We start from the raw sequence: 26,794 nt of genomic DNA, 5'->3' as shown, positions 1-26,794 counted from the left end.
CTAGATCCCTCAAACTCAATCCGTCAAAGTGCGAACGCCGGAGGCCGTACCAACAGGGGTTGCGATCAATTGCATGAACTTCATGAAATCGACCGTCGGATGACGCGAGGCGTAGATAACATCGCGGCTCTTGATCGGGAAACTCTGGCCGACAATCAGGCTATCCGGTGAACGCATGTTGAACCGGTAGACGATCGGGTAGCGGCCATCCTTATTTGCAACCATGCCCTTGGACTGCAATTCGTGGAACCGCTTGGCACCCAGAATATCCATGACGATTTCCGGCTCCTCATAGCGAAACACGAAATAGCCTTCCGAGTCCACCTGGGTATCGGACCCGCCGCCGCCAAGCGCAATCGCTTCCAGGAGATTCAGGTCATTGGCACCGAAGGGTACGCGACCATTCTTCTGCACTTCACCCAGAATGGTGAAGGTGCGCGGATCGTGGGTGACATAGATCTGGTCGCGCGGCTCGACATAAATGTTTTCACGCGGATTTTCGATCAGCGACTTCAAAAGCACGCTGGCGGACTTGGTGCCGCGCACCAGGGTTACATAGGATTCGTAGGGTTCGCTGGAAGCCCCGCCAGCCCGTGCGATCACCTCGGTAAGCTTGTCTCCGGCCAGGGTCAGTTCCACATTCGAAGGCTTGCCGACGGAGCCGGAAACCGTGACGGAACGCGAAGCGGTGCCTGCCGCCGTGACAAGAACATCAGGCTCCACTGCCTTGTTGACCAGCTTCGCCAGAATGGCCTTACGCGCCTCTTCCTGAGTCTTGCCAGCCAGGACGATTTGTCCGACATAGGGAATGGTACCGGTTCCGTCTGGCTGGATCACCACATCGATGGTTGTCTGCTTGGACTGGCTGGTTGAAAACAGCCCGTCCGATCCCGCTTCGAAAATGCTGATCTTCAACTGATCGCCAATCCCGATCACCACCCGGCCAGCCCGGCCGCCAATGCCGAAACGGCGGCTGAACATCGAATTGGAAAAACCGGAAACCGTCCGGGCAGTCCGCTGATCGACATCCACAACATCGAAAACCGATGCATTGGGCCTGTTCAGCTCCTGCCTTGACTTACCTGCCTGGTCCTCGATTTGCGAGGAAAGCGGCCCTGACGCCGGTAGAGTATCGCATGCAGCAAGACCCGCAGTAACAAAAACTGCGACAACCTTTTTCAACGGGTAACTCTCCACTCGCACAACTCCTTGGCGCTTTCACGGTGCGACTGCCATCGCAGACGGTGGGCGCAACAAACTACTAGCGACCTTCTACGGCCGTTTCAAGATACCCTCTCTACGCCGACACTATTCAAACAATCTTAACGAATTCTCACCCATCGACTTTCAACAGGAAAAGCGTGGCAAAGATTGTTCCATAAAGACGCAGACGGCATAGCAAGGTAAACTTTCCCCGACCTGATCCTGATCTCGCTCCTGGCTCCGACGGAGTAACTCCTATGCCCGGAATACGACCCCGGCGAGATCAAAGCTGCTGGAGGGCGTCTGAACGGCCAGGCGACACCCCTTCGATCAGCGGTCGCAGCGGGATCAACTGAGCGGCAATGAAATCCATGAACACGCGAATACGAGGCGAATGCCGCAGGTCCTGATGGGTCAGCAGCCAAAGGCTGGCGGAATAATCGGGAATGGTCGGCGAAAGCCGAACCAGGGCGGGACGCACGTCACCGATGAAACAGGGGATATGGCCGATGCCGATACCCGCCTCCACCGCATCAGCCAATGCGAGCACAGAATTGGCGCGGTAGCGCAGCTGTTTTGGCGCCAGCTGTTGCTTGGCCGCCTTGACCACTTTCAACCCCGCCATGTCTTCGCCCAGACAAACCCAATTGCCGACATCGAGTTCTTCCGGCGACGGGTCGGATGCGGCGGCAAAATCCTGGCCGCGACCATAAAGCGCCCAGGCGATCAGGCCGATGCGGCGTCCGACCAGCATGTCTGGCGGATTGTCCGTGGCACGAATGGCAATATCCGCATCCCGCCGCGAAAGGTTCAAAGCATTATTGCCGATCACCACATCCAGCTGAATATCAGGATAGGCCTGCTGGAACCGAGCAAACAAGGGCGTCAGCAAATAGACCAGCAGACTGTCGGCCGTCGTCACCCGGATTTCACCGGCCGGTGCAATCACCCGGCCTTGCAGGCGACGTTCCAGCTGCGCGACCTCCGCCTCGATCCGCTCTGCAGTGCGCACCGCTTCTTCCCCGGTCGGCGTCAGCGCATAGCCGGAGCGCCTGCGCTCAAACAGCGGCACACCCAGCGCCTCTTCCAGGGCGCCCAGCCTGCGGAAAACCGTGGAATGATCAATCCCCAGTGCCGCTGCGGCTCCAGTCATGCCCTGGGCCTGCGCGATAGCCTTGACGAGCCGCAGATCGTCCCAGGCCAAGGATTTTGCTGCCCGCATGATAAGCCTCCGCGTTTATTTCCAGAATGCATTCTGGTTTCTTACAGCACAAAGTCAAGTTTGCATGAATGCAAGCAAAACCAGCTGCAATCCGAACGGCAAGCGCCTATCTGTTGGTTATCGAAAGCGCCGCATCATTGCCGACATCGGGAACCGAAGTCCAATCCTGCACCTGCTTTCACGGCCCAGAGAACCCGAAACGCGGCCGTTGAAACCGCACGGCGTCCTCAATGCTGACCAAGCAAAGGAGAGTTCACATGGCACATGGCATTCATCACGTCACTGCAATTGCTGGCCCCGCCCGCCGCAATCTCGATTTCTACACCCGAGTTCTCGGCCAGCGCTTCGTCAAGAAGACTGTGAATTTCGACGATCCCGGCACCTATCACTTCTATTTCGGCGATGAGGCCGGCAATCCGGGCACGATCATGACCTTCTTCCCTTGGGAACATGCCGCACCGGGCCGCCTCGGCATCGGTGAAACCCAGGAAACAGGTTACCGAGTTCCCAAAGCATCCCTGGGCTTCTGGACGCATCGGTTCATCGAACAGGGCGTCGTACATGAAAAGCTCGAACAGCGCTTTGGCCAGACAGTTCTGCCCTTCAAGGACCCCGATGGGATGCGACTTGCGCTGGTCGGCGTTGAAGACATCGAACACGAAGCCGCCTGGGCTGCACCGGGCATTCCCGCGGAGCACGCGCTGCGGGGCTTTCACGGTGTGACGCTGCTGCTGGACAAAATCGACGCGACAGCTGCTGTCCTGACCGATGTGTTCGGCTTTGAGCAGCAGGCCAAGGAAGGCTATGTCACCCGATATCATGTGCCTGGCACCGATATCGGTGGCGTTGTAGACCTGCGCGCAGCCGGTGAATTTCTGCCCGCCCGGCCAGGTGCCGGCTCGGTCCATCACGTTGCCTTCAGAGCAAAAGACGATGCCGAACAGGCTGAAATGGCTGAAAAACTGCGCAAGAATCACGGCTTGCAGACAACAGAACAGAAAGACCGGGATTATTTCCGCTCGATCTATTTCCGTTCTCCAGGTGGCGTATTGTTCGAAATTGCCACGCTCGACCCCGGCTTTGCCGTCGATGAACCCGCAGAAAGCCTGGGGCAGGCATTGAAGCTGCCGAAGGGCCTTGAAGGCTTCCGGGGCCGGATTGAGGGCATGCTGCCGGATATCAGCCCCCTTGGCGAGACCAAGCAGGCTTAGGCAGAATGCTACAAAATGCGGCGCGCTTGCGAAACGCGCCGCCAAAACAATGTCGCAACGCGCTGGCTTTGCTGCATAATTTCGTCGAGGCCAAGTTCCTTATTTTGCAGTAGGCAGCATAGGAGAGATCCGACATGACCCATTCCCCCATCTCGTCATTCATCCATCAGTTCGTTCCGGCGACGGTGCCGAACCTTGCGCCCTTGCTTTTGCTGCATGGAACAGGCGGCAACGAAGATGATCTCTTATCGCTTGGCGCTGCCCTTTCACCGGGTGCAGCCCTGCTATCACCCCGTGGGCAAGTCCTGGAACACGGCATGCCACGCTTCTTCAGACGGTTGGCAGAAGGTGTGTTCGATGAAGATGACCTGCGGGCGCGGGCAGCGGATCTGGCCGGCTTCATAAAGGAGGCCCGTGCGGCTCATAACCTGGCAGCCCCGGTCGCCGTCGGCTTCTCCAATGGAGCCAATATTGCCGCCGCTCTCCTGCTGCTACATCACCAGACCTTGGCCGGTGCCGTTCTGTTGCGGGCCATGGCCCCGCTTCAATCGCCGCCGTTAGTGCATGACAGCAGCGCTGGCGTACCAGTACTCGTCCTCTCTGGAGCGATGGATCCAATCGTTCCGACAGACAATGCGGAACGATTGGTCGGCTCGCTTCAAGCTGTGGGCCATACGGTCAGCCACGAAATCCTACCGTCGGGGCATAATCTCACCCAACTCGATCTATCGATCAGCAAGCAATTCCTGGACGCAAATTTCGCCCCTGGCTGAGACCTGATATGACAGGTCTTTTGGGCTGAGGATGAAATCGCAATGCGGCCTCTCCGTCCAAAGCCGTTTACACCTGACCAGCGCGTTTGGTTGCTGGCTTTGTCTTGGTGGCAGAGCGGATTTTTTCTTCCTCCAAGGCATGCCTCATTTCACGCAGCCGCAAAGTCTTTTCCTTCTGCCGCTCGAGGGCAGCGAGATGTTCATCCATCGCCTGCTGCCCCTCCTGCTGCTTCACCAGTTTTTCCTGGGCACGAACAGCGCGGCGCTCAACCAGATCCTCATCTTGATCAGTCAATGTAAAATCCCTTTGCTTAGAGGTTGCTCGGGGAACAAGTGAACCTCAATTCCCCAAGAAGACAAGCGACAATACATAGAACGAGTATCCGTCACGTTCAGTGGGAACGTGTCAAATCCTGATGTTCTACGGTCAACGGAAATCCGCCGCGGTCAAAAGATACATGGTGTTACCGCCTTTTTTTCCATAGGCTTTTCTCGCAACATCCAGAATAGACCCGCGCAGATTGTCGAATGCGGCAAGAAAGTCGTGCTCTCCGACAATGACCTTGGCCATCGCCTTGGATATGGCATCGAGTTCCACGAAAAACCGGATTTCAAACATGCCGTCGTAACCAAGAAACCGGATGCGGTGTCCCTTCTCATCGAAACTACGGCTACTATTGGGGAAGGTTAAAGCCATCGCATTATTCTCGCTCGCATGTTTCAGAGAAAAGAAGGGATCACCGGTTTCCCGAATGGACAAACCGTCGCAATCGTCTTTCAGTAGACCCATCCAATCATCACAGCAGTCTTTCACCGCCATCGGCCGGCTTGCTACGCTTCTGGCGCTTTTCGGTTTTTGCCGGCTCAGGTTGCTGCTCAGGCACGGTCTCATTTGAAACTGCCTTTACGGCTGGCGTTTTTGCCGGTGCGGCATCGTCGGTAATGGTGGTGAAGCGAATCATGGCTTAGTCCTTCGGATGAACGGTCTGGAGCAAAGGGATACGGTCAGGAAATCGACTGTCGATTATGACTGTGACTGTGACTGCATAAATCCTCAAATCTCACCTGATTGAGGGAAATTATACGATGTCTTGAAAGTGCTATGGCGTCTTTTGTGCCTTGGCAAAGCCCAAGGCACCAATACAGTCGCCCTGCAAGCAAGGACTTCTCTCACACATATATGATGCAGGAGCGCTTGTTTTACAACGGCTACAGCGCTGTTGTTTTCAGAGGTTGCGGGCGCTCGATGCCCCATCGCCATAATAACGCACGACACTTGAGCGCGTCGCCGGCAGGGCGCGACGCTGAGCAAGCTTGCCCAGCATGAAATAAAGCAGGAATGAGCCGATCTGATAAGCGAAGATAATATCGATTTCCACGAAAGCACGCTCGACCAGCAGCATGGCGAGGCCGAACAGCACACCGGCCTCTGGATCTCGGGCATTGACGAGCAGACGTTTGAGATTGCCGATCAATGCGACGACCAACATGGCAACCAGCAGAACAAGGCCGATAATCCCCGTCTCAACTGCGGTTTCGATGAAGGTATTGTGGAAATGAAACCCGGCTCGGGTCGGAATATAAAACTCATCCCATAGCCGTTCCGCCTCGGAAAAACCCTGGACCCAATAGGCCTGGTAACCGACGCCAAAAATCGGATTGGCCAGGGCTGCCGCTATGCCCTGCTGCCAAAGATAGGTTCGCCCGGTCAGGGTCGAATCCTTTCCGAACGCTCCCAGGATCAAATCGACGCCACCAGCATAAACAAACGCCGCAGCCCCGAGCCCGCCAAGCACGACGCCAGCCACAACCAGCACAATACGATGGCGCGGCGACAGGAGAATAACCGCTCTCAAGACCAGGGACGCACCGACCACCGCCATGACGGTAATGACCGATGTGGCCGATTCGGATGCAAACAGACAGTAGGCCGAGAGCAAAGCCAGACCAGCGGGCGGCAGAATCCATATGCTGCGTTCTTTCAGAATAATGATCGCAGCGAACGAAAAATACACGCCGAGCGAGGCATAAAAACCCAGCTGGTTCTTTGACGAGAAGGCGCCCACAAAGCTGAAGGATCCATCCAGAGGATCAAGGAAATAGGAGCCGAACAGCAGCGAATAGACCAGCACGATTCCAGTGCCGATCATTGACCCCCTCAGAAAAGACCTTATGCCCACCACACGCATGGCAATCAACGCACAGACGATATGCGAGAAATATTGTAACGAGGCCCTGACCGTCACCGGTGGTGCCGCCGACCAGAAAATCGATAGGATGGTCAGAATGCTGAAGGCAAAAATCGGAAGATAAAGGCCGTAGTTACCGAGCACGCGCCGATAATTCACAGCGATCAGCGGCAGCCAGACCCCGTAATAGGCCAGAATGGAAATCTGCCCGAAACGGGCAGAATAGGCAAAAACGAAGTAGGAAAGCGCAATCGCCGTAACGGCATAGAGACCATTGCGTTCCGGGTCGATCAAATGCGACTTGGCGATCCGCATCGACCGTTACCGCATGGCTGGCTGAGACAGCTTTACCGTAACCTTGATCACATCGCCGGGCGTCACCGAGGTATTCTCGTCCACAGCGATTTCGGTGGGCTTCCCATCCTTTTCGCGGACGATGGAATAAGTGACATTGGCTTCACCATCGGCATTCTTAGCGCTGGCGCTTTCCGACGATTGCAGCAGAGATTCGGCCATGAGGCCACGACTGGTGGAAAGCTTCAACGCAATCTGGTCCAGTTCCGCTTCGGTATCCTGCAATTCCTGGGCAAGCTGCGCATCCCAATCGTTGCGCGTCGTGGTTTCGTCCTGCTGGGCCTTATTCAGATCCTGCTTGGCCTTCAGCGTGTTGGTATCGATATCCAGAAGTGCCGACTGCAAATCCGACACCTGCTGCTCGACCGCCAAACGACGCGAACTCAGCGCTAGGCCCTGCTCGCTCAAGCTATTGACCTTGTCGCGGTCTTCCTGAACCATCGTCAACTGGCGAGTCTGGGTCTCGGATTTCTTGCCGAGAGCCTCGATTTCAGCCGCAAGCAAGGTCTTGAGGTCGGCGAGCGACGACAATTGAACCTTGAGCTTGGCGGTTTGGGAATTCATCAAGGCCGCTTCCGACTCAACCAACTGGTTGATGTCGGGAATGGACTTCAATTCCTCAGGAATTTCGATCGTCTCTTTTTCATTCATTTCCGCAAGAACGCGCACACGACGGACCAGCAATCGGTTGCGTTGGGAGACCAAAACCGCGCCATCGCCCTGTGCCTGAAGGAAATCACGTGCAAAACGCTGGCCGGCATCGGCGCGCTTCAAGCCGCCTGCGACACTGAGCGCCTTCAACACAGTCATACCTGGCGCATAGGGATATTCACCCGGCGACTGAACCGCGCCAGCCATGTAGACGGGGCGATACTCAGAAATTTCAACCGATGCGGAAGGCCGATCACTAAGACCGAACAATTGTTGCATCTTCTTGCCGATCTCGTCGGCAACCTCGGCTGTGGTCTTACCGGAGGCCGGCAACTCGCCAATGAACGGCAGAGACACCTGACCCGCAGCACCGACGGAATAGTCGCCACTGACGGCGGCCCAGTCCCGTACGGCGCCCTCGGCCGTCTGCCATTCCGCCACCCGCACGCGGATCTTGTCCATTACGCCCAAACGATAGTCATCTGCCAATGCCAATCCCGGCGCAGCCAAAGACAGGCAAAGCGCGAGCGCTGCAACGTTCAAGGTCGTAATGCTGCGCGTGGATGACCGAAATCCTCCAGCAAATCCGTAAGCCTTCATGGCAGATCCTATGCGTATTCAATAAAAATGCGGCAGGTCTAAACGTCATTTCGGGCAGCAGCCCGATTGGCTCCGCCCTTATGACATGCTTTTTTTAGTAGCTGCCGCGAGACAGGCACACCGCCGGAACCGTGCGGACCATGATGAGGACATCCCTGGCCAGCGACCATGTCTTAACATATTGCGTATCCATAGCCACCCGCGTTTCGTAGGAAACGTCGTTACGGCCACTCACCTGCCAGAGACCGGTCAGGCCGGGGCGGGTTTGCAGATAAAAAGCAGCGGCACTATCGTACATTTCCAGCTCGTCTTCAACGACTGGCCGAGGTCCGACAATGCTCATCTCACCCTTGATGATATTGAACAGCTGCGGCAACTCGTCCAGGCTGAGCTTACGCAGCACGGAACCGATCGCCGTCACACGGGGATCGTTTTGCAGCTTACGGGTAGCACGCCATTCTTCATAGGCTTCCGGATTGGCCCGCAGGTAATCCTGTAAAACCTTGTCGCCATTCTGCACCATGGTGCGAAACTTCATGCAATGAAATTGCTGGCCGTTATGTCCGATACGGCGATGGCCGTAAAACACGCTACCACCATCGGTAAATTTCACCATGGCTGCAATCATCAAGAACATTGGGCTGAACATAATCAGCGCCATAGTGGCGATGAAAATATCAAACCCTCTCTTGGCGACACCACCAACCGGTTGGGTACCGGGTGCGGCTGTCGTAAAAAACGGCGAACTGGCCGATCTTGTCGCGGACTTCATAGAGGTAACTCCATTTACGTGGGCGATTGGTCGGGTCCCGGCGGGACGCGTCCGTGGTCATTGATCCCTAGTGTGTGGTGATAATTTGTCCTTCGCAATAGCCTTTGCAGAAAACCTTCCAGAGGATGGAATGATAGCGATTAAAATATGTATCTTTCTCATAATACAATTTAAGTATTTAACGTCCCATTGTGACACTTAGGTTTCCGGTTTTGGATATTTCGCAATGAAAATCCTTTAACCTTCCCGCAAATGGAATGTTTATTACTTTTAATATAAATGGGAACTCAATGAAATTTCATAAATTCGTCATGTGAAATAGAGGAAAGCGGCTCAGGTTGATGTCCACCGACATGGATATTGCATTGCATCATTATGGTGCGACGCATATAGGTTTAAAACGATATCCTAATATTGTAACAATTCGTGATTGAATTAGGTAAAGATTTAATGAATTCAGAAAGGCGAAATATAGGTTTTCGGCCCGGTCGCCGCCGCCTCTACGACAAGGCCGTCCCTATTCAAAGACGCAATGACCTTCCTCGACGCGCTGTCGCAAGCTAAGGAAATAGTTAGTAATTCCCTAAAGCGGCGAGAAAAATTGACTGATTTTTGTAACGGTCCTGCAAGCCATTTGCTCTATTGTCGTATCAAGATTGCAGCCAAAGGGCCGTAAAAACATGAAGATTGAAAGAATGAGGCAAGGTGCCTATATTCATTATGCCTCTGAGGAGAAGGCAGTGGTTACGATCTCAAGATCAATCTACCGGGGGGAGGCTCTAAATTATGCATGCGCCTAAGGTCTTCTTTAGCATGATTGGTGCACTGCTGGTGTTTGCAGTTGCGACTTATTTCCTGTCTGGCTCGCTTGCTGGCACGCTCATTAAAACAGTTTTGGCCGCCATTGTTTTGCAGGTCGGTTACTTCTGCGCTGTGGCTTATCTTGTTTTCCAGGAAACAAAGCGCCGCACACAGGCGACCGGCACCAGCGATGCGACAGCCAGCAATGGCGCGATCCGCGCACTTGGCAAGACGGGTCAGACCGCATTGCGCAACAACTAACCGGCCTTGTTTTCGCCTGGCCGTGTTTCAGCCAAAATCAAATGGCAAAGATTGCGCGAAAGCCGTTGACACGGCTCACTTCGCCAAGCATTTGTGTTTGAAAGCCGCGTTTGGCTTGGAAAACGGTTGATTTGGAGCAAGGCGATTAGAACTCCGGGAGACATCCACTGCCTTTCCGGTTCCTGCCGTAATGTAGGGGAAATTTTGCTTCGTCATCTGTTCTTATCAGAAACGCGCTACCTGCGCTTCAGATTAGAGTACGGGGGACCGTAATGACGATGAATTCCACCGTATGCGTTATCATTGCCGCTAAAAACGCTGGCGCCACCGTCGCACGGGCGGTACGTTCTGCCTTGGCGGAAGCCGAAACGCATGAAGTGATCGTTGTCGATGATGGATCGATGGATGGCACTGGCGCAGAAGCGCTATCCGCCGATGACAACAGCGGGCGCTTGAGAATTATCCGTTTTGACCATAATCGCGGCCCAGCCGCTGCGCGTAACTGCGCCATTGAAGCATCGACGGCACCTTTGCTGGCTATTCTCGATGCAGATGATTTTTTCCTGCCAGGACGCTTCACTCAGATGATGGCTGAAGACCATTGGGATTTCATCGCCGACAATATCGTTTTTGTAAAAGAGGAATGCGTTTCCCAGGTCAGTACCGACGTCAAACGTTTCCGGCGTCAGGCCCGCCTTCTGGTGCTTGAGGATTTCATTGCCGGAAATATTTCCCAAAGAGGCGCGCAACGCGGGGAAATCGGCTTCCTCAAGCCGGTGATGCGCCGCGATTTTCTGGATCGCCATAGCCTGCGGTATAATGAAAAGCTCCGCCTCGGTGAAGATTATGATCTTTACGCGCGCGCACTTGTCGCTGGCGCACGCTACAAAATTATTCATAGCTGCGGCTATGGCGCCGTTGTTCGTCATGATTCGCTCAGCGGCAAACATCGCACCGAAGATCTCAAACGGCTTTACGAAGCCGACCGCTCTATTCTTGCCAATCCAGACCTAACGCAGGAACAGAGGTCACTTTTGACCCAGCATGAAAAGCACATCCGCGACCGCTATGAGTTGCGCCATTTCCTCGATTTAAAGAATAATCAGGGTGCATTTTCAGCCATAACATATGCGGCGACCCATCCTACGGCTATACCGGCCATCATCGGCGGGATTGCGGCCGATAAGAAGGACATGCTGATGGGCAGTGGGCCACGCCCTCAATCTGCCCAATCCTCGGGGTCTCTGCGCTATCTCCTGCCTGTCATCGCAGATGCCGATCAAAGATAAAATTTTCCAGGAAAAACCTGCACCTACAGCGCTGTGACAAGTCATCGACGAAGTATGACGGCACGTCATAAGTGAGAAACCTGCCCGGCTCAGAATAAACCGGGCAGACTTGCATGATCAGGGGGCAGCACCGATGCCGTAATCGCGACGGACGCCGTCAATGACCTCCAAGAACCGTGCTTTACGCTCTTCCAAAACTGAATCTCGGCTCAGTTGCGGTTCTGCCCGACTTGCCTTCCATAGACCAAGCATGGCTGGACCCGCCAGGACTTGCTTGACAACGGTGCGTAATCCGGTCTGCCTTGGACCCCGCGCTTCAACCACCACGGCTTCGTCTATGGGCCGGTCATTTGGATTTTCCGGTGGCGGATTGGCGTTTTCAAAGTTCATGCCCCAGAAGCTGTCACCCTTCATTTTCGCTTCTGCCCGGCTAGACAAAGGCACACGCAAAGGTTTATAAGTGACACCAAGGGTGGAGGCCCAATCGTTCCACTTGAAGTTATTGATAGCCACCGACGTACTGACCGCAACCCAGGGAACGCGGAGCGCATCGGCAATGATGGCGCCATGCATCGATTCGGCAATAATAACCTCGGATTGCAGGATCTGGCGGATAACTGCCTTTGCCTCACCGCAGGGATCGATATAGTTTAGACCAAGCTTGGGCACGACTGATGCCCAGACGCCCGCAACTGCTGATTCCCAATGGGGAACGAAACTCTTTTTATAGAGTTTCGGCAGCTTCTGGAATTCAGGCATGTCGGCCAGCATAACCGCAGGATCGATCACACCTTTTTCCGGCGGCAGGCCAAGCGCCTTGGCTGTCAAAGGACCACGCACGGACCTAATATCCCATTCTTCCGGTCGGCTCATATCCGGCAGGCTTCCATAGCCAAATCCGCTGCCGATCACCAGTTTATGCTGGCCTTCCGGCAAAAGAGCGCGATTGAGAACAGTTCCGACCCCAACAAGCAAAGTTTGCGGATGCACTTCGCGAAAACCTGGCAGGAGAAAGTCCCATAGCCAGAGGTTTAGGTCGTCACCAAAATTTCCATGGGCAGATTCCCAATAGTAAGGTTGCATGAGTGTTCCTTTACGGGGCGAGGCAGACGCCCGATGACAATGCATGATCGCTGCATTGCAATATCCTTTTATATCAACGGGAAAATTTGCCAACTGCAAGGGCCAAAGCACTTTGCACGATGGCAGGATCTCGTCTCATCCACCTCAATAGCACACCGAACTGCGGTACCTTGCGGCGTTTCACCATGCCCATCTGCCCCCAGAGAGCATTTTTACGTGCCGTCTGCTTATAGTGCTGGATAAAGCTTAAAGCCTCGGGTTTGTTGACGAATCGCCGCTCAAGCGTATCGAGCGCCACCCAGGTATTCAGCTGCTGTTGAAGAAAGGCAGGAGAACTCGAATCAATACTGTGGAAAATATTGATCCCCTCGCCCCGCTCGGCTCCGGCGGCATCGCACAAAATGACGCGTTGGGCCGCCAGCACGCAATCGCAGAAGAACAGCACATCTTCCGCTGCCAGCCGAAGTTCGGCTTCAAAACGGATTTTCTCAAACAGCGGGCGACCGATCACCATGCAGGACAGATGCAGAAAGCTCCAGTTTTTCAGCATCACCACTGGCATTTCCGGCAGTTCGAGTACCAGTGGCACCTCCTGAAGCTGCACGGTTTTCTCGGTCTTTTTCAGCTCGGCAACGCTGAAATGATAGTAGAAATCATCTCCGCCGTGGATCGATGCCCAATAGCAATCCGCATTGAAGCGGGTCATGGCCTCATAGGCATTTTTCAGGTGGTCCGGCACCCATTCATCGTCGGAATCCAGGAAGGCAGCGAAGTCACAATCGGCGGAAATTGCGTCCAGACCGGTATTGCGAGCACCGCCGGGGCCACCGTTTTCCTGCTTGATCACCCGAATACGGGCTCGGTGTTGCGGCTCCAGCGGTTGCAATTCCAGATCGATGGAATAAGGCGACTGGTCATCGACCACGACAATATCGAAATCCTGAAACGTCTGGGAAAAAACTGAGCCCAGCGCCCGTCTTAAAATTCCAGCTTCCTTCTGATAGAAGGGAATAATCACTGTCAGCTTCGCCATCTTTTTGCCCTGTCGTTTCTCAACAAAGAGGTTCAGTTGCCTGTTCTGTACCCTTGCGCTATCAAACTATGGTGCTCTGCACCATATTCCACGATGCAATCAGGTTCGCCATAGCGCTTGTGTTTGCCACCCTGAAAGCAAAACTTCTCCATGAATCATACAATTTTGGCGCTTTCCCACAACCCTTAAGAGCTGTAATTCGCTCTTTCGCTTCCAGACCCAAGGATGTTTACCCATGCCGCCAACCGTCAATGCGAAATCCGTAACCCGGAATGTCGGCTGGAGCGTCCTATCCAAAACAGGCACTTTCGGGCTTAAATTTGTCACGGTCCCGATCCTGGCGCGCATTCTCACCCCCGATCAATTCGGTGCGGTCGCCGTTGCGTTAACTGTGGTGCAATTTCTGGCGATGATCGGCGGTGCGGGTTTCGGTGCAGCTCTGGTCATCCAGGAAAAGGAAGAGCCGGAAACAATCCATTCGGTTTTCTGGGCGAATTTGATCATTTCCTGCCTGATGGCAACCCTCCTTTACGTGTTTGCCAAACCGATTTCGGCCATGCTGGGGGCGGTCGAGGCCGCGCCGCTGGTGCGCATCATGGCGGTGCTCATTCCGCTGCAACTCACCGGAGACGTTGCCTATGCCCTCCTGGCCCGGCGGATGCAGTTCAGCCAGGACGCGTTGTGGAGCATGATTTCCGAATCGGCCGGCGCACTGATTGCGGTCGGCATGGCGTTGATGGGCTACGGGGTGATGGCGCTGGTGGCGCAATTGTTTTCCTCCTCCATCATCCGGCTTTGCGGGCTGTTTTATGTATCGGGCTATGTCCCGGGCTTTGCCTTCAAGCCGCGCCGCATCCTGGCGCTCGGCCGTTTCAGCCTCGGGATGATGGGCTCGGAAATCGCCAATTTCATCACCTTCCAATCTCCCATGGTGGTGATTTCCCGTTATCTCGGCCTGTCGGATGCCGGCGCTTATTCCGCTGCCAACCGGTTTTCCAGTATTCCCAACCAGGTCGTCCTGTCCGCTGTCATGGGCGTGCTGTTTCCCGCCTTCAGCACCATGATGCATGACCGGGATCGCCGCTCTCAGGCGTTGATGTTGAGCACGCAGGTAACGACCGTACTGCTGGCGCCGATGATGTTCGGCATGTGGGCATTGGCCGAACCGGCCATGCTGGTGCTGTTTGGACCACAATGGGCCTGGGCCTGGCCGGTTCTCGGTCTGCTCGCCTTGTCCAAGGGCATCCTCACACCCTGCAGTACGTTTATTCCCTATCTGAAAGGCGTCGGGCACGGCGGTACGCTCTTCTGGTGGGCCGTCATCCGGGCAATCGTCACCACCGTCGCCGTCGCCGTTGCCGCAGCTTTCGGAAACCTGGTCGATGCCATGGTGGCGCTGTGCGTCGTCAACGTCGTCGTGCTCTTCGGATATTCCTGGGTGGTGTTTCGTGCTGACCAGATGCCCTTCCTCAAGGGCATGTTTATTTCCACTCGGCCGATGGTCACCGCCCTGATCATGGCCGGCATGGTCCGCGCCCTTCTGCATTTTTATGGGTATCTCGTCCCCAATCCTGTACTGCAGGTGTTGATTGGTGGGCTGATCGGCGGCACAATCTACGGTGTATTCGTTGTTCTGACGGAGGCCGAATTGTTGAGAAAACTGAAAACCATGGTGCGCAATCGCAGAGCCGTGGCTCCTGCCCCCGCAGAATGACGACAACCGCTGCAAACTGCTCTGCGCCGCCTCATTATCGAGCCATTCTGCCCTCATCCGGGAAAACCGATGGTGGAGGCGGTGCTATTCCTTAGCTTTTTTCGAGCTATGGACAAAAAAATATTCGCATACGCGAATAGACATATAGCTCTACGTGCATACATTTAAACCACTGAATTTACATGATTTTAACAAAAAAATCCAGCTATTGCACCACTACCCCCACCTAAGCTCACTGGGCAAACTGCAAAAAATTGAAGATCAAGGCGTAAATTTTTTGCTGCACTGCCACATTTTTACAGGCACATTCCCATAATGTGAAGGTGATGGCCCATACTGTGAAGGGCCCGGGATGATGGGGACGATAGAGGATATTGAAGACAGGAGTACCGAATATCGTGAAGATCGACCAGGAACTGTCCGCGCGCATCCATATGGCGCGGTTGATGCTGATCGTCGGCATTGTCTTCGTACATGTCCCCTTCGATCCGCAGTCGAACGCCTATCTTGGCCAATACGGTGCCTTTGATTGGCTGCGCGCATTTCTCGGCGACATGCTGTTTCGCATTGGCGTTCCCTGCCTGAGTGCGATTTCCGGCCTGCTGATGTTTCGCCGAGGCCTTGACGGTTTCAATTACAAGAAGGTGCTCCGCTCGAAAAGTTCGAGCGTTTTGCTGCCTTTCCTGCTCTGGAACAGCATCGTTTTCCTGTATGTGCTGACCACGCAATCTCTGGGCTATGGCGAAGGATATTTCCCAAGCGTTCTCACCGCATCTTACCGGGAACTCGTTACGCTCGCGCTGGCGACAGAAGACTGGCCTATCAATCTGCCGCTCTATTTCCTGCGCGACCTGCTGCTCTGCTTCCTCTTATCGCCGCTGATTGGCTTCCTGGTGAAACGCCAACCCGCACTGACGCTGGGCGTTCTGCTGCTTTATGTCGTCCTGCCGGTACCCAATATGATCTTTCTGAAAAAGTCGATCATTCTCGGGTTTTCGGCCGGCGCGGCGATTGCGATACACAATGTCGATATCCGCAAGCTCGACCGTTATGCCTTGCCGATTGTGGCAGCCGTGCTGGTCTCGGCCATGGCGGTCTTTGTCTGCATGTTTCAAACCGGCTTTAACGAGCACCCACTCTGGCTTGATGTGATATATGGTCTGATCACGGTGATTGGTGGTCTGGGAGCCTGGGAAATGACCCGGCTGCTCAAGAATACGCGCCTTGGCAAAGCACTGGTCGCCGCCCCTGGCGGACTTAGTTTCTGGATCTTCTGTGCGCATTATCCCATCTTGATGACCGCATGGATGGTCTGGCAAAAATTCGATATAGGGCCGTACCCCCTCTTTTACGTCCTTGCGCTACCCGCCACCTTCTGCCTGCTGCTTGCCTCCCATTTCCTGGCGATCCGGCTCACACCCGGATTGTACGGGGTCATGACCGGCCAGCGCAATGCAAGCGGCAGAGACAAGAACAAGAACGTGGCAGCCGGGCGGGCGCTTGCCTTCAGCAAAGGAGACTGACATGAACCATCCCTCGCTTTTCCGAGGTCTGTTTTCTCGGCTACTAAGCGCCTCTGCTTTTGGCGCGACCGTTTTGATAACACTGTCTACGGCGCATGCCCAGCAGCCCGCCGAAGGCCAGTCCTTTGTCGATACATTTGACAAACTGGATTTAAAACGCTGGTATATTTCCGACGGCTGGAATAACGGACCGCATCAAAACTGCACGTGGACCAAAAAGAACGTGAAAATCAAGGATGGTCATCTGGAATTGACATTTGACGACAAGCCCTTGGGCGAGCGTCAGTATTCCTGCGCCGAAATTCAGACCAAGCAGCGCTTCAGCTATGGCACCTATGAGGCGCGCCTGAAGACCGCCGACGCGTCGGGTCTGAACTCGGCCTTTTTCACCTTTATCGGCCCGCGCGACAAATCTCCCCATGATGAGATCGACTTCGAGATCCTCGGCAAGAACCTGAACGAAGTTCAGGTCAACCAGTATATCTCGGCCAAGGGTGGCAATGAAAAAATGGCTGCCGTCGATAACGGCGCCAACAAGGGCTTCAACGACTATGCCTTTGTCTGGGAAAAGGACAGGCTGCGCTATTATGTCAACGGCAAGCTGGTTCAGGACGTGAACGATCAGGCCAAACTGCCGAGCCACACTCAAAAGATCTTCTTCAGCCTTTGGGGTACGGACACGTTGAAGGATTGGATGGGGTCGTTTTCCTATTCCGGACCGCAGACTATGACCGTAGAGCGACTGGCATTCACGGCGCTGGGCGACAAGTGCCAGTTCCCGGAATCGGTAGCCTGTACGCTGAATTAAGACCAAACAATGTAAAAGCGGCCTTACGTTGATAGGGACGCCACATTGCCAGACTGCTGCATCATGGCTTGATCCGGGTAAGGTTCAAGAAAAAACATGCCGCATCATTATGACAGGGGGCGAGGTAAGCCATGGGTGGCTTACCTTTCCATGAAGACGCAATTTAGCGCGGGAAACCGGATCCTCTCTGGCGAGGGTTTCCCCGCGATTGCACAAAGGGGGCCAATGACCATACGTGTGCTATACCTTGCGCATGACCTTGCTGATCCTGCCATTCGCCGCAGGGTGATGATGTTGCGTGCCGGTGGCGCGGACGTGATGCTGGCTGGCTTTCGCCGCGATGAAAACAAATTGGCCGCGGTGGAAGGTGTTCAGCCAATTGAGCTTGGAATAACCGCCGATGGCCGCTTTGCTCACCGCGCCGCAACGGTGTTAAAAGCCAGCTTGTCAGCTGCGGCCAAACTTGGCCATCTGCCGCGCCCGGACGTGATCATTGCCCGCAATCTCGAAATGCTGGCCATAGGCCGTCGCGCTCGCCATATTTTCGGTGCAGCCGTGCCGATGGTCTATGAATGTCTCGACATTCATCGGTTGATGCTGCGCAATGATCCGCTCGGCAAATCGCTGCGCGGTCTGGAAGCGCGGCTCGGTCGTCAGGCAAGCCTGTTGATCACCAGCTCTCCGGCTTTTGTCGAACAGTATTTCCAGCCGCTTTCAGGTCTGGATCTGCCGACCATGTTGCTTGAAAACCAAGTGCTCGACTTGTCCGGGCAAGACGCACCGCTGGCGCTGACACCGCGGGTTCCGGCTCCCGGCCAGCCTTGGCGCATTGGTTGGTTCGGCGCGCTGCGCTGTTCGAAATCCCTGAAACTGCTCGGTGAATTCACCCGGTCGATGCAGGGTTCAGCAATTGTTGAGATGCGTGGACGGCCAGCCCATATCGAGTTTGAGAATTTCGACGCTCAGGTCGCACGCGAACCGTATGTCAATTTTCATGGACCCTACAAAAATCCCGAGGACCTGGCTGGCATTTACCAGCAGGTTCAATTTGTCTGGGCCATCGATTTCTACGAGGAGGGCCAGAATTCAAGCTGGCTTTTGCCGAACCGACTCTATGAAGGATGCCGCTATGGCACCGTTCCCATTGCGTTGAAGGGGACGGAGACGGCACGATACCTGGACCGTAAGGGCATCGGCTTTGAATTGCCGGATGCAAGCGTCTCGTCCCTCGTTTCGCTGTTTGAAACCATGACTGCCGAGCGCTATCAGTCCGCCTTCGATGCGGTTGCCGCACAAGACCCACACAGCTTCACGCTCACCAGAGCCGATTGCGAGACATTGGTGCGCCGACTTGCAGCGCTTCCCGCAGATCCCATGGCCTCCCGCTCGCTCAATTCAAACGCCCTGAAGGCGCCGCTCCTCTCAACCAAGCCAACCCTTACGAACAAGGTAGACGCTCATGACGGCTGACAAGCTGAAATCCGTAAGATGCCTGATCGTCATCCCCTGCCTCAACGAAGAAAAACATATCGCGGGCGTGATCGCCAATCTGTCCAAGGCGCTTGACGATCTGAATGCTGAAATCGTCGTGGCCGATGGCGGCAGCCGCGATCAGACCCAGGCGATCGTCTCGCGCATTTCCGCTGTGAATTCAAAGGTCCGGTTGATCGACAATCCGAAGAAGATCCAGAGCGCCGCAGTCAACCTGGCCGTTGCGCAATTCGGCAATGATTATGACTATATCATTCGCATCGATGCCCATGGCACCTATCCTGAAGACTATTGCCAGACCCTGGTGACAGAGGCGCTGGAAACCGGGGCTGATTCCGTCGTTGTCGGCATGTTGACGGTTGGTTTTGGAACGTTCCAGAAGGCAACGGCGCTGGCCCAGAATTCCAAACTCGGCAACGGTGGCTCCAAGCATCGCACTGGCGCTCAAAGTCACTGGACGGATCATGGCCATCACGCCCTGATCCGCATTGCCGCCTATAAGGCGATTGGCGGCTATGATGAATCGTTCCGCCATAACGAAGATGCGGAATTCGACTACCGACTGAATAAATCCGGCTTTCGTGTCTGGATGACCGCCAATACCAGCATGGTCTATTATCCACGCTCCAGCCCCCTGCCGCTCTACCGGCAATATTTCGGCTATGGCCGCGGCCGCGCCCAGAATTTCCTAAAACATCGCTCCCGTCCAAGCCTGCGTCAGCTCATTCCGCTGGCTGTGGCTCCGGTTGCCGTTTTCGCATTGCTGTGTGTGTTCAGCTGGCTCGCACTCATCCCGCTTATCGTCTGGGCGCTGGCCTGCGTTGGCTACGGCGTCTGGCTCGCCATCGGCGAGCGCCAACCGCTCGGACCGCTGGCCGCCCTCTCGGCAATGATCATGCATTTCGCCTGGTCAGCCGGTTTCTGGCGGGAAATGTTGGATTTTCGCAACCGCAAAACCTATCCGCTGCCGCCCAGTCAAGAGGTTGCGTCATGAATGCCGCCCATCCCATCCGCATCGATATCGGCATCTGCACCTTCCGGCGGCCAGAGCTTGAGACGGCTCTCTTATCACTCGCCATGATCGACGTTCCCACCGGTGTGTCATTGCGCATCATCGTTGCCGACAATGACCAGACGCCCAGCGCCGCATCCTTGGTCGATAGCCTGCGCCCGCGTCTTCCCTGCGGGCTGATTTACGTCCATTGCCCGGCTGGCAATATATCCATCGCCCGCAATGCCTGCCTGGATGCCAGCGATGCCGATTACCTCGCCTTTATCGACGATGACGAGACCGCAACGGAAAGCTGGCTAAACGAACTGCTGGCGGTCGCCCGCCAAACAGGCGCCGATGCCGTGCTTGGTCCCGTCAGGGCAAGCTATAGTGACAACGCGCCGGAATGGATGCGCAAAGGTGACTTTCACTCGACATTCCCGGTGTTCGTCGGCGGTGAGATCCGCACCGGCTATACCTGCAACGTGCTTCTCGATCTGCGCTCACCACGCCTTGCGGAACGCCGCTTCAATCTGGCGCTGGGCAAGACTGGCGGAGAGGATACCGAGTATTTCACGTACATATATCGAAATGGCGGCAAGATCGCATATGCTGAGAACGCCCTCCTCCATGAGCCCGTAACTCCATCGCGCAGCCGGTTCGACTGGTTGGCCAAGCGCCGCTACCGCATGGGCCAGACCCATGGCCGGCTGGTGGCTGAAGGCCAGGGACCGTTGACGAAACTCAAGGCAATCCTGATGGCCGGGGCAAAGGCCGTTTTCTGCTTTCTGGCCGCACTGGTTTTCGCCTTCATGCCGATCCATCGCCATCGCTATATCCTGCGCGGCATCCTGCATCTCGGTGCGATCTCCGGCATTCTCGGCTTTCGTGAAATCCACCAATACGGATCACTGGAGACTGCCAAGCCATGATCGCCTGGACCCCTGACGTCACAGTGGTGATTGCCGCCTATAATACCGGTGAAACCATCGAGCGCGCCATTGAAAGCGCCCTGTCACAGGTCAATGTCACAGTCGAAGTTGTTGTTGTCGACGATTGCTCATCCGACGATACGCTCGAACGGGTCGCTGCCCTCACCGACCCCCGCATACGTTTGATCGCCCTGGAGCGCAACAAAGGGCCGGGTGGTGCCAGAAATGCGGCAATAGATGCAGCCCGTGGCCGCTGGATCGCCGTACTGGATTCAGACGATACGTTCAAACCGATGCGCCTGTTTCGAATGATCGAGCGCGCCGAGGACGAAAAGGCCCAGGTCGTTGTCGATAATCTCGACGTGATCGACATGAATGGCAGCTGCCGGACGATGTTTCTGGAAGACGCGCTGGCGCATATCGGCCAAATCGACCTGGCGCGGTTTATCGGCTCCAACATCCTGTTTCGATCCGAACATAATTTCGGCTATATGAAGCCTGTCTTCCTGCGCAGTTTCCTGAATGACAAAGGCCTGCGGTTCGATGAGAGCCTGAGAATCGGCGAGGATTATCTGCTGCTGGCTTCGGCCTTGGCCGAGAATGCCCTCTGCACGATAGAGCCGACTGCGGGTTATCTCTATTATATCAGGGAGGGTTCGATCTCGCGGGTGCTTCGCCTCCATCATGTCGATGCAATGATGGCCGCCGATGCCGGTTTCATCGCCCGCTATCCGCTGAAAGGGGCAGCCCTTGCGGCCCAGACGGCCCGAACCCGCAGCCTCAAGGAAGCACGCGCTTTCATCAATCTGATCGATAGTCTCAAGGCACGATCGCTGTCCGGTGTTATCAAAACCGCCCTTGCCAATCCCTTGGCGCTGCGCCATCTGAAAATGCCAATCTCCGTTCGTCTTCAGCGACTGATAAAGAGCCTGCAGAAAGGCCGGATATCAAAAGCCGCTACCTCTTCTGCCGAACCGCCCATCAAGGGCTAACCCGCTACTTTAAAGAGAAGTGACATGGATCTTTGCACGCCAAGACCAAAATTAACGATGCCCCTGTCCCAACCCGGCGCGATCTTGACCTGCGCTGTTTACTCTTTTTTAAAGGAATCGGTTCCGTCGCATGAATGCCGTATTCAGGCGGACCAAGACGTCCTATAGTGCAAAGTCCTTAAGTCCGAAATCGATTTAAGGCTAAAGCAATGCTGGAATATAAAGTGCCTGGGCCTGGTTTGTTCGTCATGAATGACATCAGGCACCGGAATATCAACATTGTTCTACAATTTGCTTCGTCCGGGTCGGATCATTCCGATCCTAACGAAGCTGCGAAACGGGCATCTGTCGAGATCAAGGGTTTGGAGTGCTGTATGAGTGTGAGTTTTTCCAATGCGCATGAGCAGTCGCGGCGGTCCAGTTGTCCGTTGACAGACCATGCCCTGACGAAAAGCTCCCGCCCAGACGGCATTGACGGGAGACGAACCCTAAATCGATCCTGGCAGATCAGCGGAGGTCTTTTCCTGACAGCCATCCATGCCTCAACCACGTTTGAAGCCGGCTTCCGGCTTATGCCTGGTGCAGCCGAGACATCCTTGGACCAAACTATGTTCCGCAACGAATTATGAAGAGCCGCCCCATGAACGAGAGAAGTTATCCCTATAAAGCCGTTCTGCAACGGGAGCAGCCTGAAGCCGATTCCTTTATCGATCTTGATAGACTGCTGACCATTGCCGTGCGCAGGGCCAGGATCGTTGGGCTGTCGATCGCCCTCTTCGTGATGCTCGGCGTCACCTATCTCCTCTTCACGACACCCTATTATACGTCGATGACGCAGATCCTGCTGGATGACAGCCTGTCGCGCTACACGCAAGACGACAAGGCAGCGCCCGGTGACCGTTCCCAGGCCGATACCGAGCTGGCCAGCGCTGTGGAAATCCTCAAATCCAACAGTATGGCCCTGCGGGTCGTCGACGAGGCCAAGCTCAGCGATAACGAGCTGGTCACCAATCCTCCCGCCTCGCCGGTATCCTTCGTCAAGGACATGTTGCGATCCGTAAAGAGGCTGGTCAGCGCCGGACCAAAATTGACCGATGCGGAAATTGCAGCCGGTCGGCGCGGCAAGGCCGCTGCCATGCTACAGCAGAACATTACTGTCGAGAGGGTGATGCGCAGTGCTGTCATCGCCGTATCCTATCGCTCTCCCGACCCTCTTCTGTCGGCGAAAGTCACCAAAGCCTACGCAGATGCCTTCCTCACCGATCAGTTGAATGCCAATTTCGACGCCAGTGAGCGGGCGACACTGTGGCTGCAAGGTCGCTTGGACGATCTGGCAAAGCGTGCCCAACTGGCCTCGTTGGACGTTGAAAAATACAAGGCAGAAAACGGCCTGACCCAAACGGGCGGTGAACTGATGTCGGAACAGCAGTTGACCGACCTCAACAAACAGCTGATCGTTGCCCAGGCAGATGCGGCAAGCGCTCAGGCCCGCTACGAGCAATATAAAAGCATCGTCACGCAAGGCCCGCAAAATGCGGTCAAGAATGCCATCGTTTCCGGACAGGCTGGCGCCAATCAGGTGCTCCAGGATCTGCGAAGCCGGTATTTGTCGATCGAAAAGCGCGAACAGGATATCGTCGCCAATTTTGGCCCGACCCATCCCCAGGCCAAAGCGCTAAAGGCTGAAAAAGACAATGTCGGCGGCCAGATTTTCCAGGAACTGCAACAACTGACGTCAAGCTATGGCAATGAATTCGACGTTGCCAGATCGCGTGAGCAATCGCTGCGCGGGAGCCTGGAGAAGTTGACCGGCACCAATTCCGACGCCAATAGATCGCTTGTGCATCTGAGAGAACTTGAGCAGAAATCATCAGCCCTCAAAACTCTCTATGAAGCTTTCCTAAGTCGCTACGAAGTGGCAAGCCAAAGCCAGTCCCTTCCTGCGGCCAAGGCGCGGGTCATTTCGGAGGCTGGTGTACCAGCCTCACCATCAAGCCCGAAGAAGACCATGGTAATCGCCCTTTCCATGGTTCTCGGCCTGATGGCCGGTGCCGGGTTGGCCTTTCTTCAGGAAATGCAGGAACGGTATTTCCGGCTGGAAAGCGATGTGCGCACCACACTTGGCCAAAAATCGCTGGGTTACCTGCCCCGTCTCGGTCCAAAGTTGAAAAAGGCAATCAACCCCAAACTCGCCCGCTGGCGCCAGAAAGCGCCTAAGGGAGCGACTGTCGTTCCTGGCGCGGAAAATGTATCGCTTGACAGAATGATGCGAACCGTAATCGAAGCGCCCCGGTCGGCCTTCACTGAAACCCTGCGCAATACCAAGCTGGCCACAGATATTATCCTACAGGGTAAGACAAGCCGCGTGATCGGTATCCTGTCGGCGCTTCCTGGCGAGGGTAAGTCTACGGTTGCAGCAAATTTCGCCGTTCTCCTTGCCTCCAGCGGCAAGCGGACATTGCTGATCGACGCCGACTTGCGCAATCCGAGCCTCAGCCGGCTTCTGCAACCCGCCCCGAAAACCGGCCTCGTGCAGGCCGTGCTTGGTGAAGTCTCCTGGCAGGATTGCATCAAGGTGGATCAAGAAACGAAACTCGCCGTCCTACCCATCGTTCCCGGCGCGGCAGCCCGATCTCTGGCCCATACCAACGAGCTCATCGCATCGCCGGGCATGAATGCCTTGCTCGAAAATGTGCGCCAATCGTTCGATTACATTATCGTAGACCTTGCACCGCTTGGCCCAGTCGTCGATGCCAAGGCCTTCGCCCCCTTGGCCGATGGTTTCGTCTTCGTTGTCGAATGGGGCAAGACACCAAAGAAGCTGGTCTCCGATCTACTCGAAGCAGAACCGCATATCAGCAACAAGGTCCTTGGCGTTCTCTTGAACAAGACCGATATGCAGACCTTGACCCGCTATAGCGACTTTGGCGGCTCGGAGAAATTTCGTAAGCAATACAACAAATACTACGTGGAATAGTCACGGTAACGGCGACCCACACATCATCGATTGGAATATACTTGCCCCTCTCTTCCGATACAGAGAGGGGCAAGTACCAGAAAATGGTGGCTACGAGCAATCGTCCGCTACCATGATTTCAGAGCGCGAAGCGTCGGGGTCTTCTTGAACACATGTCCGTCCATACGGGCAAGAAGGCTATCGAGAAGGCTCACTGCCTCACCCACCGCAGGCCCCTTGTTCAGCATTACACATTCGGCGCGGGCGGCCATGGCGGCATCGGTCATCTCTCCCCGGGACGGCAGACCGGTTTTGACAAGATCCTCGAGAACCTGGGTTGCCCATATGGTGGGTACAGCCGCTGCCTCGCAGAGCCACAACAACTCCTCCTGCATTTCCGCTACGCGCTCAAAGCCGATTTCAGCCGCAAGATCACCCCGCGCGATCATCACACCAAAGGGGCGGTTGCGGCATCGGGCTCGCACGATCAATTCCGGAAGGTTGGTCACAGCCTGCGGCTGCTCGATCTTGGCAATCAAGCCGAGCGGCTGTAAACGAGCCGGAAATTTTGCCAGAGCATCCTCCAAAAGATCGATGTCATTGGCATGGCTGACAAAGGAATAGCCCAGCATATCCGCGTGGGCCATAACGGTCGCTAGATCGGAATAGTCTTTCGTCGTCAGCGGCGAAAGACCAAGCGCTGTATCGGGCAGATTTAAACCCTTTTCGGGCTTGAGTTTGACACCACCGGTTTTGGTATGGGTTACACGAATGACCGCTTCGTTTGGACCCGTTTCTTCGACGACACCTTCAAGCTTGCCGTCATCATATCGAATCCGATGGCCCACAGCGACGCGGGTGACGATTTCGGGAACCGACACGGTCGCCGCAAACTCGACATCCTCCGTTGGCCGCGGCTTTCCTTGCGCAACCAATCTGAGGTGGTCCCCGACCTGAAGTTTGCGCTTTTCCCCAGCAACGGCTTCCGTACGAATTTTTGGTCCTGCGATATCCATCAACACGGTCAGTTTATGGCCAATGATCTCTGACGCCGCACGGACGTGGCCTGAGATCATTGTCCATGCCTTCTCGTCATCATGAGCACAATTAATCCGGGCAATGTCCATCCCGCGTTTGGCGAGATCAAGTACAAAATCCGGCTGATCAACCGCCTCGCTTGGCATGGTCACCATGATCCGCCCCCGTCGCGTCGACCGGGCCGGTCCAAACAATTCCTCCATTGCGGCTCGCAACGATCGCTCTCCGGCAAAGAATTTACTCTCTGACAGTTCATCCAGATGCGATACAACACCTTGTAGTCCCGACAGCGCTGCGGAGACGGCATCCAAGGTTGGAAGCACGCGACTTTCCAGACGTCCCAAAGACGACAGCCCTCTCCACATCAACTCGCGCTGCAAAACTCGAAGGTCACGGTGGCGCAGTGAAAGATAGTGACAAAGGTTCTCAATCGCTGGCCTATGTTGCGCGGGAACCACCGCCGAGCCGCACAGACCTTGCAACAAATCTTGCGCATGAGCAGCAATGTCAGCGCGAAGCTCAATAACGTCGCGATGCAATGCCTCTAGGGCGATTGAATTCTCGTTCGAAGCAGAATTAAACTGTGCCATCGCCACCATCCTTGATTTATCCAGAAGACATAAGCCTTCCGGACATAAATGACTGATGTCTGCTTAAACCGCTTTGCGCTACGTCAACACCTTCGCAAGTTACACAAAAGCAATTTCGAAAAGCAGTAGCATCGAAATTGAGGGTGTTTACGAGGTTAAACCGAGAGCTAGATTCCCGACGAAACCATACGCGGCATGGCCCAGAGTTTACTTCAAAATGAATTATTTCAACGAGGCAAGGTCACCACAATGATGACAGCCTTCCCAACGCAAAAAGCCCCTGCGATGCAGGGGCTTTGTTGAGATCGCAGGGATGG

23 protein-coding genes are annotated in these 26,794 nt (G+C 55.2%); 12 read left to right on the top strand and 11 right to left on the bottom strand.

What is annotated here, in order from left to right:
- Positions 1 to 15 precede the first annotated feature (15 nt).
- Entirely contained in the window at positions 16 to 1,182 is a 1,167-nt protein-coding gene (locus ASB66_RS24145; protein ID WP_060716825.1) for a polysaccharide biosynthesis/export family protein, read from the bottom strand.
- A 304-nt stretch (positions 1,183 to 1,486) separates the two neighbouring features.
- On the bottom strand, positions 1,487 to 2,425 hold the full coding sequence (locus tag ASB66_RS24140; RefSeq protein ID WP_114386975.1) for a LysR family transcriptional regulator: 939 nt from the start codon (positions 2,423 to 2,425) through the stop codon (positions 1,487 to 1,489).
- 257 nt (positions 2,426 to 2,682) lie between these two features.
- Between ASB66_RS24140 and ASB66_RS24135 the strand changes: the two genes are divergently transcribed.
- Both ASB66_RS24135 and ASB66_RS24130 read left to right on the top strand, forming a co-directional pair.
- Positions 2,683 to 3,636, top strand: coding sequence for a ring-cleaving dioxygenase (locus ASB66_RS24135; protein WP_060716823.1), 954 nt, complete (start codon positions 2,683 to 2,685; stop codon positions 3,634 to 3,636).
- Positions 3,637 to 3,770: 134 nt separating this feature from the next.
- Positions 3,771 to 4,409 (top strand): alpha/beta hydrolase, encoded by a 639-nt coding sequence (locus tag ASB66_RS24130; protein ID WP_060716822.1) that lies wholly within the window; start codon positions 3,771 to 3,773, stop codon positions 4,407 to 4,409.
- Between the two features lie 67 nt (positions 4,410 to 4,476).
- Here ASB66_RS24130 and ASB66_RS24125 read toward each other — a convergent pair whose 3' ends face one another.
- The 6 genes from ASB66_RS24125 to ASB66_RS24105 form a co-directional block, all read right to left on the bottom strand.
- Positions 4,477 to 4,704, bottom strand: coding sequence for a hypothetical protein (locus ASB66_RS24125; protein ID WP_060716821.1), 228 nt, complete (start codon positions 4,702 to 4,704; stop codon positions 4,477 to 4,479).
- Positions 4,705 to 4,836: 132 nt separating this feature from the next.
- Positions 4,837 to 5,106 carry a DUF1488 family protein gene (locus tag ASB66_RS24120; protein ID WP_060716885.1) on the bottom strand — a complete coding sequence of 90 codons (270 nt, stop codon included), beginning with the start codon at positions 5,104 to 5,106 and terminating at the stop codon, positions 4,837 to 4,839.
- 100 nt (positions 5,107 to 5,206) lie between these two features.
- On the bottom strand, positions 5,207 to 5,371 hold the full coding sequence (locus ASB66_RS26365; RefSeq protein WP_156543407.1) for a hypothetical protein: 165 nt from the start codon (positions 5,369 to 5,371) through the stop codon (positions 5,207 to 5,209).
- A 264-nt stretch (positions 5,372 to 5,635) separates the two neighbouring features.
- Positions 5,636 to 6,913, bottom strand: a complete 1,278-nt coding sequence (locus tag ASB66_RS24115; RefSeq protein ID WP_060716820.1) for an O-antigen ligase family protein — start codon at positions 6,911 to 6,913, stop codon at positions 5,636 to 5,638.
- Between the two features lie 6 nt (positions 6,914 to 6,919).
- On the bottom strand, positions 6,920 to 8,203 hold the full coding sequence (locus ASB66_RS24110; protein WP_060716819.1) for a polysaccharide biosynthesis/export family protein: 1,284 nt from the start codon (positions 8,201 to 8,203) through the stop codon (positions 6,920 to 6,922).
- A 94-nt stretch (positions 8,204 to 8,297) separates the two neighbouring features.
- A complete protein-coding gene (locus ASB66_RS24105; RefSeq protein ID WP_060716818.1) occupies positions 8,298 to 8,975 on the bottom strand; it encodes a sugar transferase in 678 nt (225 codons plus the stop codon).
- An 813-nt stretch (positions 8,976 to 9,788) separates the two neighbouring features.
- Here ASB66_RS24105 and ASB66_RS24100 point away from each other — a divergent pair.
- Both ASB66_RS24100 and ASB66_RS24095 read left to right on the top strand, forming a co-directional pair.
- Complete coding sequence (locus tag ASB66_RS24100) at positions 9,789 to 10,037, top strand: exopolysaccharide production repressor protein (protein ID WP_233741811.1); 249 nt, start codon at positions 9,789 to 9,791, stop codon at positions 10,035 to 10,037.
- A gap of 272 nt (positions 10,038 to 10,309) precedes the next feature.
- Positions 10,310 to 11,326, top strand: a complete 1,017-nt coding sequence (locus ASB66_RS24095) for a glycosyltransferase family 2 protein (RefSeq protein ID WP_060716816.1) — start codon at positions 10,310 to 10,312, stop codon at positions 11,324 to 11,326.
- Positions 11,327 to 11,443: 117 nt separating this feature from the next.
- On the opposite strand, the gene ASB66_RS24090 is transcribed toward ASB66_RS24095, so the two are convergent.
- Together ASB66_RS24090 and ASB66_RS24085 are read right to left on the bottom strand one after the other, a co-directional pair.
- Positions 11,444 to 12,409, bottom strand: coding sequence for a polysaccharide pyruvyl transferase family protein (locus ASB66_RS24090; RefSeq protein ID WP_060716815.1), 966 nt, complete (start codon positions 12,407 to 12,409; stop codon positions 11,444 to 11,446).
- A 73-nt stretch (positions 12,410 to 12,482) separates the two neighbouring features.
- Complete coding sequence (locus tag ASB66_RS24085; RefSeq protein ID WP_060716814.1) at positions 12,483 to 13,442, bottom strand: glycosyltransferase family 2 protein; 960 nt, start codon at positions 13,440 to 13,442, stop codon at positions 12,483 to 12,485.
- Between the two features lie 235 nt (positions 13,443 to 13,677).
- On the opposite strand from ASB66_RS24085, the gene ASB66_RS24080 reads away from it, so the two are divergent.
- The 8 genes from ASB66_RS24080 (at position 13,678) to ASB66_RS24040 (ending at position 24,870) form a co-directional block, all read left to right on the top strand.
- A complete protein-coding gene (locus tag ASB66_RS24080; protein ID WP_060716813.1) occupies positions 13,678 to 15,156 on the top strand; it encodes a lipopolysaccharide biosynthesis protein in 1,479 nt (492 codons plus the stop codon).
- Positions 15,157 to 15,554: 398 nt separating this feature from the next.
- Positions 15,555 to 16,679 (top strand): acyltransferase family protein, encoded by a 1,125-nt coding sequence (locus tag ASB66_RS24075; RefSeq protein ID WP_234614221.1) that lies wholly within the window; start codon positions 15,555 to 15,557, stop codon positions 16,677 to 16,679.
- 1 nt (position 16,680) lies between these two features.
- Positions 16,681 to 17,487 carry an endo-1,3-1,4-beta-glycanase ExoK gene (exoK, locus tag ASB66_RS24070; protein ID WP_060716812.1) on the top strand — a complete coding sequence of 269 codons (807 nt, stop codon included), beginning with the start codon at positions 16,681 to 16,683 and terminating at the stop codon, positions 17,485 to 17,487.
- Between the two features lie 225 nt (positions 17,488 to 17,712).
- Positions 17,713 to 18,957 carry a glycosyltransferase family protein gene (locus ASB66_RS24065; RefSeq protein WP_060716811.1) on the top strand — a complete coding sequence of 415 codons (1,245 nt, stop codon included), beginning with the start codon at positions 17,713 to 17,715 and terminating at the stop codon, positions 18,955 to 18,957.
- Positions 18,947 to 19,972: a glycosyltransferase family 2 protein gene (locus ASB66_RS24060; RefSeq protein ID WP_060716810.1), complete on the top strand. Its 1,026-nt coding sequence runs from the start codon at positions 18,947 to 18,949 to the stop codon at positions 19,970 to 19,972. Before ASB66_RS24065 ends, ASB66_RS24060 begins: the two co-directional genes overlap by 11 nt.
- Positions 19,969 to 20,901, top strand: coding sequence for a glycosyltransferase family 2 protein (locus ASB66_RS24055; RefSeq protein WP_060716809.1), 933 nt, complete (start codon positions 19,969 to 19,971; stop codon positions 20,899 to 20,901). Before ASB66_RS24060 ends, ASB66_RS24055 begins: the two co-directional genes overlap by 4 nt.
- Positions 20,898 to 21,893, top strand: a complete 996-nt coding sequence (locus tag ASB66_RS24050) for a glycosyltransferase family 2 protein (protein ID WP_060716808.1) — start codon at positions 20,898 to 20,900, stop codon at positions 21,891 to 21,893. The genes ASB66_RS24055 and ASB66_RS24050 overlap by 4 nt, the downstream gene beginning before the upstream one ends.
- A 640-nt stretch (positions 21,894 to 22,533) precedes the next feature.
- A complete protein-coding gene (locus tag ASB66_RS24040; protein WP_060716806.1) occupies positions 22,534 to 24,870 on the top strand; it encodes a polysaccharide biosynthesis tyrosine autokinase in 2,337 nt (778 codons plus the stop codon).
- Positions 24,871 to 24,977: 107 nt separating this feature from the next.
- Here the strand turns inward: ASB66_RS24040 and ASB66_RS24035 are convergent, their stop codons facing one another.
- Positions 24,978 to 26,210 carry a pyruvate kinase gene (locus ASB66_RS24035; protein WP_234614226.1) on the bottom strand — a complete coding sequence of 411 codons (1,233 nt, stop codon included), beginning with the start codon at positions 26,208 to 26,210 and terminating at the stop codon, positions 24,978 to 24,980.
- Positions 26,211 to 26,794: the final 584 nt, after the last annotated feature.

It is taken from the genome of Gillisella vitis (assembly GCF_001541345.2).
Classification (GTDB): Bacteria; Pseudomonadota; Alphaproteobacteria; order Rhizobiales; family Rhizobiaceae; genus Allorhizobium; species Allorhizobium vitis.
The sequence above is the reverse complement of the archived record's forward strand: the minus strand, read 5'-3'. Positions and strand labels throughout refer to the sequence as shown.